At 70.8% G+C, this 13435-nt stretch carries 8 protein-coding genes; 1 reads left to right on the top strand and 7 read right to left on the bottom strand.

The annotated features are described in order from the left end of the window. Positions 1–73 precede the first annotated feature (73 nt). The 7 genes from PX653_RS03260 to PX653_RS03230 form a co-directional block, all read right to left on the bottom strand. Entirely contained in the window at positions 74–2191 is a 2118-nt protein-coding gene (locus PX653_RS03260; RefSeq protein WP_277416501.1) for a putative bifunctional diguanylate cyclase/phosphodiesterase, read from the bottom strand. Between the two features lie 184 nt (positions 2192–2375). Then, positions 2376–2840, bottom strand: coding sequence for a molybdopterin synthase catalytic subunit MoaE (moaE, locus tag PX653_RS03255; protein ID WP_277416500.1), 465 nt, complete (start codon positions 2838–2840; stop codon positions 2376–2378). After that, positions 2837–5458, bottom strand: a complete 2622-nt coding sequence (locus PX653_RS03250) for a DUF349 domain-containing protein (protein WP_277416499.1) — start codon at positions 5456–5458, stop codon at positions 2837–2839. Before PX653_RS03250 ends, moaE begins: the two co-directional genes overlap by 4 nt. Before the next feature lie 103 nt (positions 5459–5561). After that, on the bottom strand, positions 5562–6239 hold the full coding sequence (locus PX653_RS03245; RefSeq protein WP_277416498.1) for a hemerythrin domain-containing protein: 678 nt from the start codon (positions 6237–6239) through the stop codon (positions 5562–5564). Between the two features lie 83 nt (positions 6240–6322). Then, positions 6323–8737 (bottom strand): bifunctional acetate--CoA ligase family protein/GNAT family N-acetyltransferase, encoded by a 2415-nt coding sequence (locus PX653_RS03240; protein WP_277416497.1) that lies wholly within the window; start codon positions 8735–8737, stop codon positions 6323–6325. Between the two features lie 28 nt (positions 8738–8765). Continuing rightward, positions 8766–9767: a DUF2804 domain-containing protein gene (locus tag PX653_RS03235; protein WP_277416496.1), complete on the bottom strand. Its 1002-nt coding sequence runs from the start codon at positions 9765–9767 to the stop codon at positions 8766–8768. Continuing rightward, positions 9764–11005 carry a winged helix-turn-helix domain-containing protein gene (locus PX653_RS03230; protein ID WP_277416495.1) on the bottom strand — a complete coding sequence of 414 codons (1242 nt, stop codon included), beginning with the start codon at positions 11003–11005 and terminating at the stop codon, positions 9764–9766. Before PX653_RS03230 ends, PX653_RS03235 begins: the two co-directional genes overlap by 4 nt. 233 nt (positions 11006–11238) lie before the next feature. On the opposite strand from PX653_RS03230, the gene PX653_RS03225 reads away from it, so the two are divergent. Beyond that, the gene (locus PX653_RS03225; RefSeq protein ID WP_277416494.1) at positions 11239–13404 is read left to right on the top strand and encodes a diguanylate cyclase domain-containing protein; all 2166 of its coding nucleotides are present in this window, start codon (positions 11239–11241) and stop codon (positions 13402–13404) included. Positions 13405–13435: the final 31 nt, after the last annotated feature.

The following is a 13435-nucleotide window of genomic DNA, read 5'->3' as shown; positions in this document are numbered from 1 at the left end:
TATCTGCAAACAAAGTGCGGCTGTGCCAACCCTTTTTCAAGATCGCGTGTTGACTAAAGTAACCATGCGGCGATCAGGCATGGCCGACGCCGGCGGCACTGTAGGCGTGTTCGAACTCGGCCATCGGCACGGGCCGTCCCAGCAGGAAGCCCTGCATCGACGAGCAGCCGCCGTGCGCCAGGAAGCTGCGCTGCGCTTCCAGCTCGACGCCCTCGGCCACGATCTCCAGCTCGAACTTGCGCGCCAGGCCGATGATGGCCTCGACGATCGATGACGAGCCGGGGTCGATGCCGATATTGCGCACGAAGGAGCGGTCGATCTTCAGCGCCGACAGCGGAAAGCGCTGCAGGTAGGCCAGCGACGAGTAACCCGTGCCGAAGTCGTCCAGCGCGAAGCAGATGCCGCGCGCGCGCAACTGGTGCATGCGCCCCGTGATTTCCTGCAGGTCCTCGGCAAATACGCTCTCGGTCAGTTCCAGGTAGAGCCGCTGCGCCGGCGCGCCCGTGGCTTCGAGGATGTGCCCGACCCGCAACGCGAAGTCCGGATCGCGCATCTGGTGCACGCTGACGTTGACGGCCAGCTTCAGGTGCCCCAGCGCCGGATCGCCCTCCCAGCGCACCAGCGCGCGGCAGCTTTCCTTCAGCACGTGTTCGCCCAGCGGCAGGATCAGGCCCGATTCCTCGGCAAAGCCGATGAAATGGTCGGGGCCCAGCAGGTCGTGCCCGCGCTGCCAGCGCACCAGCACTTCGGCGCCGGTCAAGTTGCCGAGGCAGTCGAACTGCGGCTGGCAGAACAGCCGGAACTGGCCCAGCGACAGGCCGTCGCGCATGGCCGCCTCGAACGCGGCTCGGCGGTCGGCCGCATCCTGCATGCTGGGGTCGAAGAAGCGGGCCACGCCGCGCCCGTCCGCCTTGGCGCGGTACATCGCCAGGTCGGCCTGCTTGAGCAGGGTTTCGATATTGGCGTCGTGGCCGGCGAACAAGGCGATGCCGATACTGGCCGTGCTGCGGAACAGCAGGCTGCCCAGCTGGTATGGCTGCCCCAGCGCCGCCAGGATCTTGCCGACCACCCGGTCGGCCTCGGCCGCCGCGGCCACGGCGGACGTGCCCAGGCCCTCCAGCACCACCACGAATTCGTCGCCACCCAGGCGGGCCAGCTCGTCGCTGTGGCGCACGGTGGCGCGCAGCCGCTGGGCCACCTGACGCAGCAACATGTCGCCCATGTCGTGGCCCATCGTATCGTTGAGGAGCTTGAAGTTGTCCAGGTCGAGATACAGCAGCGCGCTGTACTGGCCCGAACGCCCGCCGCGCGCCAGCACGTGCTCCAGTTCCTCGAGCAGGAAGCGGCGGTTGGGCAGGCCCGTCAGTTGATCGAAGTAGGCCAGCTCGTAGATGCGCCGTTCGGTGCGCTTGCGCTCGGTCAGGTCGGTATTCACGCCGGAGATGCGCACGGGCCGGCCGGTGGCGTCGCGCAGCACGTAGCCGCGCGACAGCACGGGGACGTAGTGTCCGTCGCGGTGACGCAGCCGGAACTCCAGGCTGTAGCCGTCGCGGCCGCTGGGCAGCAGCTCTTCCAGGTAGGCCGTGATCATCGGGTCGTCGTCGGGATGCAGCATGCGGCGCCACGCGCCCGGATCGGCCAGCTCCTCGCCGCTCCGGTAGCCCAGCATGTTCCACCAGCGCTCCGAGTAGTACACTTCGCCGCTGACCAGGTCCCAGTCCCACGGCGCATCCGTCGATCCCTTCAGGACGAGGCGCAACCGTTCTTCCGACTTCTGCAGTGATTGCTGGGCTTGCTTTAGCGCCGTGCAGTCGGTAAAGCACACGACGACCTGGCGCACATTGTCCAGGATGTCGAATTCGGGATAGGCGTTGCACAGCAGCCAGCACGGGCCGGCCGGGCCGATGATGCCGGCGACCAGGCCGGACAGCTTCTCGCCCGTGCGCAGGACGCGATTGGCGGGAAACTCGTCGGCCGGCATGACGGAACCGTCCTCGCGCAGGAACAGCCATTCGTCCTCGCTCGGCTCAAGGCCCAGCAGCTGTGCCTCGCTGCGGCCCAGCAGTTCCTGCGCCAGCCGGTTGGCCGACACGATGCGCCCATCGGCCGCATGCACGACGACCCCGGCGGGCAGATGGTCGTGCAACGCCTCGAGGCGGGACAGTACTTCCGCTGAGCTGATGGGCAGCATGGGACTCCAGTGCACTGGCGAGGGTCGGGAACGCGTCTCGGGAACGCACAGCAGAAACGCACCGCACCATACTAGCATTGCGCCTGCGGGCGCCGCGCACCCGATCTTCAGTGCAAGCGGCTGCGGGGACAGGCGGCGCTCGAGTCCGTCAAGACCCCTCGCAGCTTGCAGTCCCCACGGCTTGTCACCCCACGGCCCGCCACTTCTCCAGCGCCTCGTCGTCGCTGACGCGGGCGTCCACCCAGCGCGCCCCGTCCGGCGTCTGTTCCTTCTTCCAGAATGGCGCCTCGGTCTTGAGGTAGTCGATGATGAATTCGCACGCGGCAAACGCCTCGCCCCGGTGCGCCGACGTGACGGCCACCAGCACGATCTGGTCCTGAGGCAGCAGCGGCCCCACGCGGTGGATCACCAGCGCGTCGAAGATGGGCCAGCGCGCCAGCGCCTGGTCGATGATCGCGTCGATCGACGCTTCCGTCATGCCGGGATAATGCTCCAGCTCCATGGCCGCCACCTGGGCACCCTCGTTCAGGTCGCGCACCGTACCGAGGAACGTGACGACACCGCCCACCTTCGGGTTGGTCGCGCGCAGTGCCGCGACTTCGCGCGCCGCGTCGAAATCTTCCGCCTGGATACGCACCCGGGCGGTCATGCGCCCGCTCCCACGCGCCGCAACAGCACTTCGATGCGGCTGACGGTACGGTCGTCCACCAGCGCCGGCAGCGCGCACAGCGCCGCGATCCGCCCCGCATGGCTGGCCGGCTTGTGGCCGGACTTGAGCGAGTCCTGCAGCACTTCCACCTGCATCTTGAGGCGGTCGCGGGCAAACTCGGCGCCGCTGTCGACACCCGCCAGGATTTCCAGGCGCAGCACTTCGTCCAGCACACGGGCGCGGTTCGCTTCCAGCGTGGCCACGTGGGCGGCGCGCGCCTTGTCGTCGGCCCCCGCCTTCAACGCCGTATCGAAACGGGCACGCAAGGTGCGCTCATGGTCGGCGGGCAGCGCCGGCAGGGCCTGCCAGCGGGCCGTCCAGTCGGCCTCGTCGATGGCACCCGGTGCCGCCAGCGCCGCCTCCAGCGCCTGGACGAGACGCAGCTTGTCGCGCATCGCATTGGCCTGGGCCGCGCCCGCGCGCTTGCGGATCGCGTCCGCCTCGCCCTGCAGCTGGGCCACGGCCGCGCGATAGCGCTGTTCGATGCGCTGCTCGGCCGCGCGCGGTACGGCACCCGTCGCGTGCCATGCCGTACCGGCGTCCTTCAGTGCCTTGCCGATGGCGGCGGCGCGCTGCTTGTCGTCGCCCTCGAACGTGGCACTTTCCAGCTGCGCGCAGATCGCCTCGCGCGCATGCAGGTGGGCCTTGCGCTCGTGGTCCGCCGCATGGGCGGATTCCTTGCGCTTGGCGAAGATCGTATCGCACGCCGTCCGGAACTTCTGCCACAAGGCCTGCTCCTGCTTGCGTTCCAGCGGCAGCGCCTTGGCATGGCCCTGCCAGCTTTCCTGCAGCCCGCGCAGCGTGTCCACCGTGTGGCGGTCGGCCGGATTGAGCTTGTAGACCTCCTCGATCAACTGCTCGCGCCGCGCCACCTCGATGCGGCGCTGCTCTTCCAGCGGCGCCATCAGGGTTTCCATGGCCCGGCCGAACGCGCCATCGAGCTTTTTCTTGTCCTTGCGGTCGATCGTGCCCAGCCTGCTCCATGCCTGCCGCAGCCGCTGCGACACGGAGGCCAGGCCGCGCCAGTCGCCTCGCACCGCCGGCGAATCGGCGATCAGCGCGTGCACCTCGTCGATCATGGCCTGCGCCTTGGCCGCATTGCCATGGCGTTCGTCCGCCAGGTGCTTGAAGTGCGCGGCAGCGGGTGCGTACGCGGCGGTGCAGGCCGCGTCGAACTTTTCCCACAAGCTCTTCGGCGCCGGCCCGGACACCGTGTCCAGCGCCTTCCACCGTTCGCGCATCGCGCTGACCTTCTTGGCCAGCTCGCTCATCGACAACTGCTGGGCAGGCAATTCCTCGACCGCATGCACCATTTCCTCGCGCGACACATTGCCGCCCCAGCGCGCCCAGGCGGACAGCCGCTTGAACTCGGCACGGATGTGCGCCAGCCGCTCCGATTGCTGCGGCGTCAGCCGGCCCGTCTTGCTTTCCTTCAGTGTCTTGTCGTGTTCCGCCGCCGTGTGCAGCTGGCCCTGCTCCAGCGCCGCTTCCATCGCGTCGACCAAGGCCATGAAGCGCTGGTTGGCTTCCTTGTCGGCCGGCGAGGTTTTCGGCTTTTCCTTGGGCGGGCGTGGCGGCGTGACCGCCGCTTCGGATGCGGCCGGGGCGTCTTCCGCCGCTGCGGGCGCGGCAGGCTCTTGCGCCGTTGCAGCCGCCGTTTCGGCGTCGGCCGCGGCGCCCGGCGCTGGCTGCTGAACTGCCTGTCGGACCGGCTGTTGCGCCCCGGCTTGCGCTGACTGCTGAGTTGACTGCTGAGCTGCCGGCGTTGCCGGCGCTGCCGGTTGGGCCGGCGAGTGGGCCGGCGGCTGGGCCTGCGCGGCAAGCGCGGCGCGCGCCTGGAGCAGCGCCTGTTCGAAATCGCTCAGCAGATGGCGCGGCAGCGTCGCGCGCTCCGGTGCGGCCAGGTGTTCGGCATGCTGCGCGGCCAGCCGCTCCAGCTCGGCCTGGGCGGCGGCGGCGTCGCCTGCGCCTGGGGCCAGCCGGCGCACGGCCGCCAGCGCATCGATGACGGCGCGCTGCAGCGTGACCTGCGCTTCCAGCCGCGCCCCCAGCGCCGCGCGCAACGTGCCGAACTGCTGCGCCAGCTCGGGAGGGGCCGCGATGACTTGCCATAGCCGGTCCAGGTCGGCAACCTGGTTGGGCGTCAGCTTCTCGTCTTGCAACAGGCGCTGCGCCGTCGCAATACTGAGCTCGGCCTGCCGCTGTTCGGCCTGCTGGTGGCGGATCGCATCGAGGCGGCCCTGCACCAGCTTGGCGACGCGGCGGTCCGTGTTGCGCACGGCCTGCTGCACCCGCTCCAGCATCGGCTGCGACACCACGTGCTCAGCGGCCGCCAGCCGGACATCGGCGAATTCGCTCTGCAGGATCAGCTCGACCGCGGCAGCCTCGTTGCCTGCCAGCCCTCGCGCGGCTTCGACCTGCGCGGCGCGGCGGGCGGCCGCATCGGCCTGGCCTTCCGGGCGCGTGCCATCGCCGCCTTCCGGCGTGCCCGCAGCAGGCCCGCCCGCCTGGGATTCTGGGCCCTTGTCGCCCGGCCGTCGGAACAGGAATTCAAACATGATGTGCTATCGATGGATCAAAACCACCATCATAGCGCAGCGCCGCTTTTCGCGGCGGCGATCAGCACCCGTGGCATTGCTGCCGCCAACGCACGGGCGGCCGTTATTTGCCCGCCGCGGCGCGCTGCACCGTGCCGCGCATGGGCTTGCGGCGCAGCAGCGGATCCTCCGGGATCAGGATGTCGAGCTCCGTCACCGCGCCGGCCGGTGGCGCCAGCCGCGGCAGCAGTGCGATCGGTTCGCTGTCGCCCGCCGCCCCGTCGCTGCCGCTGCGGCGCGCTTCCGCCACCTGGGCATCGTGCGCCAGCAGCTTGTTCGCCAGCGCAAACCACGCATCGCCGCAGATGGCGCTGCGGGCAATGGCGAACAGTTCTTTCTCTTCCTTCTCGAGGCGCTGCAGCAAGGCCGTGCAGAAGCCTTCGATGGCTTCGCGCACCGCCTGCACTTCGCCGTCCTCGCGCACGCCCTGCTCCAGGTTCTGCTTGAGGCGGCGTACCACGGCCAACGCGGAAGCGTTCAAGCGGCTCAGCTCATCGAGCAGCTGGTCGGCCCGCTCCGTGGCCTGGCGCAGCGCGGGGATCAGGTACAGCTCGACCTTGCGCCAGTGGCAGGCCTGGTACAGCCGTTCGAGCGTTTCGCATGCGTATTCAAGTTGCGACAGCGTGATGCTTTGCTGGCGGGTCAGCGTCGATTGCACATACTTCTGGAATGAAAGCAGACTCAGACGGATGTGTGCCTGTTCGACGGACAACGCAACCAGCGTGTATGTGGCCGTTAACATTATGACTCCCATGGCTGGACGGAAGTTCAAGTGTAAAGTGCGCCGACAGGGACACTTTGCGCCAGCGCAAACCCGGCACCAGGTTAATTCCTACGAAGCTCGGATGATTTCGCAGGCAACCCCGGCTGCAGCGGCAGCGCCAGCTCGACGGTATCTGGTTCCGCACCCGCCAGCACGCGCCCGCCGAACCGCTTCACCAGTTGCTGTACGCCCAGGTTCTCCGCCAGCGCGTCGCCCGTCAGCCCGGCCGTGCCCCGACTGCGGAAATAATCGACCAGCTTGCGGAACAGGATGCTCCCCAACCCATGGCCCTTGAGGTCCGAGCGGATGACGATGGCGAACTCGGCGCCCACGTTGTCGGGGTCGGCCACGGCGCGCACGACGCCCAGCGTTTCCGGCTGGCCGTCCGCGCCGGTCCGGGTGGCGATGAAGGCCATCGCGCGGTCGTAGTCGATCTGCGTCAGCCGCGCCAGCTGGGCCGGCGGCAGTTCGCGCAGTGCCGTGAAGAAGCGCATGCGCACGTCGTCCGGGTCGAGCGCGGCGAAGAAGCGCACATGGGCCGGCGCATCCTCGGGCCGGATCGGCCGCAGCAGCAGGGGCGCACCCTGCCACGTCACCGTCTCTTCCAGCGCGTGCGGATAGGGCCGGATCGCCAGCGCCGACTCCGGCCGCGCGGGCCCCAGTTCGACGACGGCGTCCAGCACCAGCAGGCCGGCGTCCCCCGGCTGGATCGGGTCGAGGCGCAGCGCGGCCACCTCGTCCAGGTCGGCCACCAGCTGGCCCACCGCCACCAGTGCGGCGGAGACCGCATCGCTATCTCCGGACAGCGTATTGCCGGCGCGGCTGCGCTGCACGATGTCGCGCGCCAGCACGGCGTTCAGCGGCGGCAGGCCGACGGCACGGTCGTCCGCCGCGCGCCCGGCCGCGCCGCCGAGACCGAACGAGATGGCGGGGCCGAACACGGGGTCGACGTCCATCGCGATGCGCAGCTGCGCGCGCGCCGCGTCGCACGGCGCGGCGTCGGCCAGCACCAGGTCGTACGCCGCCAGCACGGTACGGGCTTGCGCCCTATCCAGCCGCGCCTGGCCGGCCGCACGGGCCGCGCGCACCAGTTCGCGCGCGGCCTCGCGACGTGCCTCGTCTTCCGGCCCGGCCGTCGCGCCCTGCCCCGGCACCTCGATCAGCAACGCCTGGTTGCGCTGGTACTGCACGACCTGGCGGAAGGCACGCACGGCCTTCTCCGGCGTGTCGTAGGTGGGCAAGCCGGCGTCGGCGAACACCTTGCGCGCCGCCTGCACGCCCTCCCCGCCCAGCCAGCAGGACAGCACGCTGCGCCGCCCCGCGCGGATCAGCGGCGCCAGCGCCTGCGCCACCTCCGTGCTGCCGGCGGCCGACGTGGGCGCATGCACCAGCAGCAGCGCGTCGGCCTGCGGCTCGGCCAGCATGGCTGCCAGCGCGGCCTCGTGACGGGCGGTATCGGCGCGCACGCCGATGTCGAGCGGATTGGCCGGCACCGTCCCGTCCGGCACGTGCGGGCGCAGCCGCCGCACCGTCTCCGGCGACAGGGTGGCAAGCTGGCCGCCGATCCAGTCCAGCGCATCGCTGGCCAGCAGGCCCAGGCTGGTGCCGTTGCAGATCACGCCCAGGCGCTCGCCGGCCAGCGGGCGGGCCCGCGCCACCGTTTCCACCGCGTCGAACAGGTCGGCCGACGAATGCACCCGCAGCATGCCGGCGCGGCGGATGGCCGCGTCGACGACGCGGTCGTCGCCGTCGCGGCCGGACTTCAGCACCACGACCGGCTTGCCGCGCGCCGCGATGCGCGCCGCCGACAGGAACTTGCGGGCGTTGCCGATGCTTTCCAGGTGCAGCACGATGGCGCTGGTGTCGGCGTCGCCCGCCAGGAAGTCGAGCAGGTCGCCCACGTCGATGTCGACGCTCTCGCCCAGCGACACCACGCGCGAGAAGCCGATGCCCTGCTGGCGGGCCCAGTCCAGCACCGCCGTCATCAGCATGCCCGACTGCGACACGAAGGCGATCCGGCCGGGCCGCGCGCCCACGTGCGCCACGCTGGCGTTCAGCCCTGCCGCGGGCGCCACCACGCCGATGCCGCCCGGGCCCAGGATGCGCAACTGGTGCGGCCGCGCCGCCTTCAGCATGGCCTGGCGCACGGCCGGCGGCAGGGGCGTCAGCACGATCACCGCGCGGGTGCCGCGCGCGCCCAGGTCGGCGACCAGGCCAGGCACCGTGTCGGCGGGCGTGCAGATCACGGCCAGGTCCGGACCGCCACCCGGCGTCTTCGGCAGCGCCGTCACGCGCGGGTAGCAGGGAATCCCCAGCAGCTCGTCGTACTTCGGATTGACGGGCCACAGCGCGCCGGCAAAGCCGCTTTCGGCCATGTTCGCCAGCACCGTCGTACCGACCCGGCCGGCCCGCTGCGAGGCGCCGACGATGGCGATGCTGCGGGGCTCGAACATCCTGTCCAGTTGACGCACGCTCATCGCGGTCCTTGTCTGTGATGGGTTGGCGCTACCAGCGCGCGAAATGGTCTTCCGTCACGCCCGCCAGCCGCTCGACGGGTCGCTTGGGCTGCTCGGGCGAGCCGCGCACCCAGCCGCTGAAGGTGCCCAGCGGCTGCACGTAGCGGCTGGCCGCGATCTTCAGGTCGCGCGCCTCGCGCCGCGCGCCGTCCGGCGTGAAGACCACGTCCAGGCAATCGTCCTCCGTGAAGATGTGCCAGGGCGCCAGCACGTCCTTGCGGTCGACGATGAAGCGGGCCGGCCCCAGTGGATACAGCGCGCCGTCCAGCCACACCGCGTTCTCGCTGGCGCCGAAGTAGCCCGCCTGCAGGTTGAAGCCCACGTCCAGCGCGTGCGCGGAAGCCCAGCGCCAGGCCGTCTCGCGCGCCAGCAGGCCGTTGGACAGGTCGAAGCTGGCCACGCCGCCGTCCAGCGGATATTCGTCGCGCCACGTGCGCACCTCGCCGGACAGCGGCAGCCCGCCCGACTTCTGGGTCGCATGCACGCTGCCGCCCTGCACCAGCCCCGTCGCCAGCAGCAGCGGCGCCGGCGCGGTGCCGAAGCTCGCATCGATCTCCAGCCAGGGGCAGCGCACCGTCAGCGTGTCCGGCCCGATCTCGATGCGCGTGGCGCGGCGCTCGAACCGGCTGGTGCCGCCGGCGCTCGTGGCCACGTCGACGGAGAGGCGGCCCGGCAGCCCATCCTCGGAGAAGTTGGCCATCATGTCGCCATCGCCGCGGTCGAACGCGTAGCCGAAGCAGGTGCTCATCCAGCCCAGGTCGACGATGGCGACCGCGCAGAAGATCCGCTCGGTGGCCAGCGCCACGTAATGCCAGCGCTTGTTGTGCAGGCGGCGCCACAGCGCGTTGCGCCCATGCGGGCGCGCCAGCCGCTCCCAGTCGCAGCCTTGCAGCGCACCGGCAAAGCGGCCCAGCGCGGGCCGGCCGTCGGCACCGACGATGTGCGCGGGCGCCGGCGGCAAGGTCGCCCGCAGGTCGGCGATACCGTTCATGCGGCCTCCGCGACGGCCGGTTCGGCCAGCGCGGCCTGCAGCGCGGTGCCGAACGACGCCGGCTCGGTGCGGCCCACCAGCACGCGCGGGCACGCATGCCACTGCGCACAGCGGCGCAAGGCGCCGGCGACGTCGCGCACGAAGCGCTCGCTGGTGCGTACCTCCGTTTCGAGGAAAAGCGTCTTCAGTTCGAAGATGCCGTCGCGCCGGTGCGCCTTGGCGTCCACCCGCCCCACCAGTGCGCCGCGGCGCAGGATGGGCAGCGTGAAATAGCCGTGGCGGCGCTTGTCGGCCGGCGTATAGCACTCGAGCCGGTAATCGAAGCCGAACAACTCCAGCGCGCGGCGGCGGTCCCACACGACCGGGTCGAACGGCGACAGGAGCGTCGTCAGCGTGGGCGCCAACGTGCCCGCGGCGGCGGCTTGCGCCGCCTCCAGGTGGTCGGGATGGACGTAGACCGGGTCGCGCCAGCCGTCCACCGCGGCGCGCAGCAAGGCGCCCTCGTCGACCAGCGCATCCAGGTCCAGGTGCGGCGGCCGGGTACGGTAGTAATCGGCCACCCAGGCGGCGCGCGCCACGCCCAGGGCACGCACGGCATTGAGCGCCAGCTCGCGCCGCACCTGCGCCGGCGGCGGCAGTGCGCTGTCGTCCCAGCCCGGCAGCACGCGTTCGGCGAGGTCGTACACGCGCTGGAAGTTGTGGCGGCGCGCGATCATCAGCTCGCCGGCCGTGAACAGGACCTCGAGCGCGCGTTTTTCCGGCTTCCATTCCCACCAGCCGCCCGCCTTGCCGTCCGTGCGTTCGAAGTCCGCCGCCCGCACCGGACCGTGCGCCCGCACGTGCGCCAGCACGTCTTCCACCTCGCGCCGGTGTTCGCGAATCCAGTTGACGGCGTACTTCCAGCCCATCGCGGCCGGATCCAGCATGCGGTGGCGCAGCAGGCGGTAGTCCTCGATCGGCACGAAGCATGCTTCATGGGCCCAGTATTCGAACAGCGCACCCTCGGCCAGCAGCTCGTCCAGCCACGCCTGCGGGTAGTCGCCCAGGCGGCTCCACAGCACCAGGTACGGGCTGCGCGCCACGACGTGGATGGTGTCGATCTGCAGCACGCCCATGCGGCGGATGGCCGCCAGCACGTCGGACTTGGCGGCGCGCCGGCGGCGCGCCAGCAGCAATCCCTGGGCATGCAGGTGCAGCGCACGCGCCGCGGCGGGACTGAACGGCAGATGGGTCGGCAAGTGGTGTCTCCTCGGTGGTGGCGTGGCTATTCTAATGAAGTTTTGGCACCCTGCCCCGGCCGATCTGTGGGGCGACGGTGACACGGTACCGCTGCGCGCTGAAAAGAAACCGGATTGCGTGCAGAATATCGGGCAGGATACTCAACCGGAAGGCGGACATGATCGGGCCGGCGTTGCGCAAATTGTATCGGGCGATACTGCTGCCGTCCTTCGCGCTCATATTACTGGGCACGATGTGGACCGCCGTGCTGTACCAGCTGCGCCAGGAACGCGCCAGCGCCTGGGAGGAAGGGGTACTGCATGCGCACGAACAGGCCCGCACGCTGGCCGAGAACGTCACTTTCCTGTTGCGCCAGGCCGACCATGCGGCCCAGCTGTTCCAGGTCAAGTTCGAGGAAACCGGCGGTGCGCTGCGGCTGGCCGAGTTCACCCGCCCCAACGGCGCGCTGGCCTCCCTGGTGCCCCCACGGCTGGAAATGCCGGTGGCGCTGTACGGCCGGGACGGCCACCTGGCCGACAGCCTGCATGGCACCTTCGACGGCAACGTGGCGGCACAGCCGTTTTTCCGCGCGCTGGCCGCGGGCGCCGGCGACACGGTCCGCTTCGACACGCCGTCCGCCGGACCGGCCTGGCACATCCGCATAGCGCGCCGCCTGAACGACGCCGGCGGCCGCTTTGCCGGCGTCATCGTGCTGCTGGCCGACCCCAACTGGTTCATCGACGACTACGACCGCGTGCAGACGGCGCCCGGCGGGCTGGTGCTGCTGCAAAGCGCGGCAAGCGGCGTGGCCACGGCCCGCGTCGACGAACGCCTGTACGGTGCCGTTCCCCTGCGTTTCAACGCTGGCGCGCAGGTCGAGGAAGCGGTCCTGCGCACCCCGCTCGACGGCGTGGCGCGCCTGTACGCCCGCCGTGCGCTGCCCCGCTACGGCCTGCAGGCGGTGGTCGGCCACACGCTGGACAGTGCGATGGCCCGGGCGCGGCGCCAGGGTTACCTGTACCTCGGCGCGGTCACGGCGGCCTCCCTCCTGGTGCTGGGCTTCACGACCCTGCTGACGCAGCAGAACCGCCGGCTGGCACGCAGCATGCAGGCCGCCAACGAGGCCCAGCGCCAGCTGCGCGCGGCGGTGGACGCCAGCCTCGATGCCCTGTTCCTGCTGAAGGCGCACCGCAGCGGGGGCGCCATCGACGACTTCCTGCTGGCGGACGTCAACGAGCGCGGCGCGGCCATGATGGGCCATCCGCGCGCGGAGCTGCTGGGCCACCCGATGGGCGAGCTGGTGCCCGCCTGGCGCAGCGAAGGATTCATCGACAAGTACCGCGCCGTGCTGGCGACCGGGCAGCCGCTCGAGGAGGAATTCGAGACCCGCACGGGCGAGCCGCGCTGGCTGCACCACCAGATCGTCGCCATCGACGACGGCGTCGCCGTCACGCTGCGCGACATCACGCCCGTGCGCCGGTCGGTCATGGCCCTGCGCGAGAACGAGGCGCGGCTGCGCACGATCGCCGACAACATGCCGGCCATGATCGCCTACGTGGACCGGGACGAGATCTACCGCTTCCACAACCGCAGCTACGGGCAGGAGTTCGCGCGCCGCGGCATCGAGGCCATCGGGCGGCCGGCGCGCGAGGTGCTGGGCGAGCGGCGCTACGCCGAGCTGCTGCCGCACATCCGGCGCGCCCAGGCCGGCGAGGCCGTGCGTTTCGAGGAGGACGACGGCGAGCGCAGCTTCGAGGTGATGTACATCCCCCAGCCGGACGAGGACGGCCGCCGCGTCATCGGCTTCCACGTGGTGCGCAATGACGTCACGGCGCAGAAGACGGAGCAGCGCCGGCTGGTCAAGCTGGCGCAGGTGGACCCGCTGACCGGGCTGGCCAACCGGGCCGGCTTCCAGCACCGGCTGCAGGAAGCCATGCAGCAGTGCCGCGCGCAGCGCGCCTTGATGGCGCTGATGTACCTGGACGTGGATCGCTTCAAGCCCGTCAACGACACCCATGGGCATGCCGTCGGCGACGCGCTGCTGAGGGCGTTCGGGGGGCGCCTGGTGCATGCGCTGCGGGCCGGCGACATGGTGGCGCGCCTCGGTGGCGACGAGTTCACGATCGTCATGGAGGGCGTACGCCGGCCGGAGGACGCGCTGGGCACGGCCGCCAAGATCGTGCGCGCCATGCAGGCGCCATTCGACCTGGACGGCGTCACGGTACACATCTCGACCAGCATCGGCCTGACCTTCTACCGCGATGCCGAGCTGGCGCCGGCGCAGCTGCTGCAGCGCGCCGACCAGCTGCTGTACGAGGCCAAGCAGGCCGGCCGCAACACGTTCCGGGCCGATCCCGCGTTCGCCGCCGCCCCCACCGCCGTGCCCGCGACGTGGGACGCCGAGGCGGGCGCCGCGTGACGCCGGCGGCGCGCCAGGCGCGCACGGGCGG

This window comes from Pseudoduganella chitinolytica (assembly GCF_029028125.1).
In the GTDB taxonomy this organism is placed as follows: Bacteria; Pseudomonadota; Gammaproteobacteria; order Burkholderiales; family Burkholderiaceae_D; genus Rugamonas; species Rugamonas chitinolytica.
This window is presented reverse-complemented; position numbering and strand designations above follow the sequence as displayed.

Excerpts from the sequence above, each read along its gene's own strand:
- PX653_RS03260 (WP_277416501.1), bottom strand. The coding sequence starts at position 2,191 with ATGCTGCCCATCAGCTCAGCGGAAGTACTGTCCCGCCTCGAGGCGTTG.
- moaE (WP_277416500.1), bottom strand. The coding sequence starts at position 2,840 with ATGACCGCCCGGGTGCGTATCCAGGCGGAAGATTTCGACGCGGCGCGC.
- PX653_RS03250 (WP_277416499.1), bottom strand. The coding sequence starts at position 5,458 with ATGTTTGAATTCCTGTTCCGACGGCCGGGCGACAAGGGCCCAGAATCC.
- PX653_RS03245 (WP_277416498.1), bottom strand. The coding sequence starts at position 6,239 with ATGTTAACGGCCACATACACGCTGGTTGCGTTGTCCGTCGAACAGGCA.
- PX653_RS03240 (WP_277416497.1), bottom strand. The coding sequence starts at position 8,737 with ATGAGCGTGCGTCAACTGGACAGGATGTTCGAGCCCCGCAGCATCGCC.
- PX653_RS03235 (WP_277416496.1), bottom strand. The coding sequence starts at position 9,767 with ATGAACGGTATCGCCGACCTGCGGGCGACCTTGCCGCCGGCGCCCGCG.
- PX653_RS03225 (WP_277416494.1), top strand. The coding sequence starts at position 11,239 with ATGTGGACCGCCGTGCTGTACCAGCTGCGCCAGGAACGCGCCAGCGCC.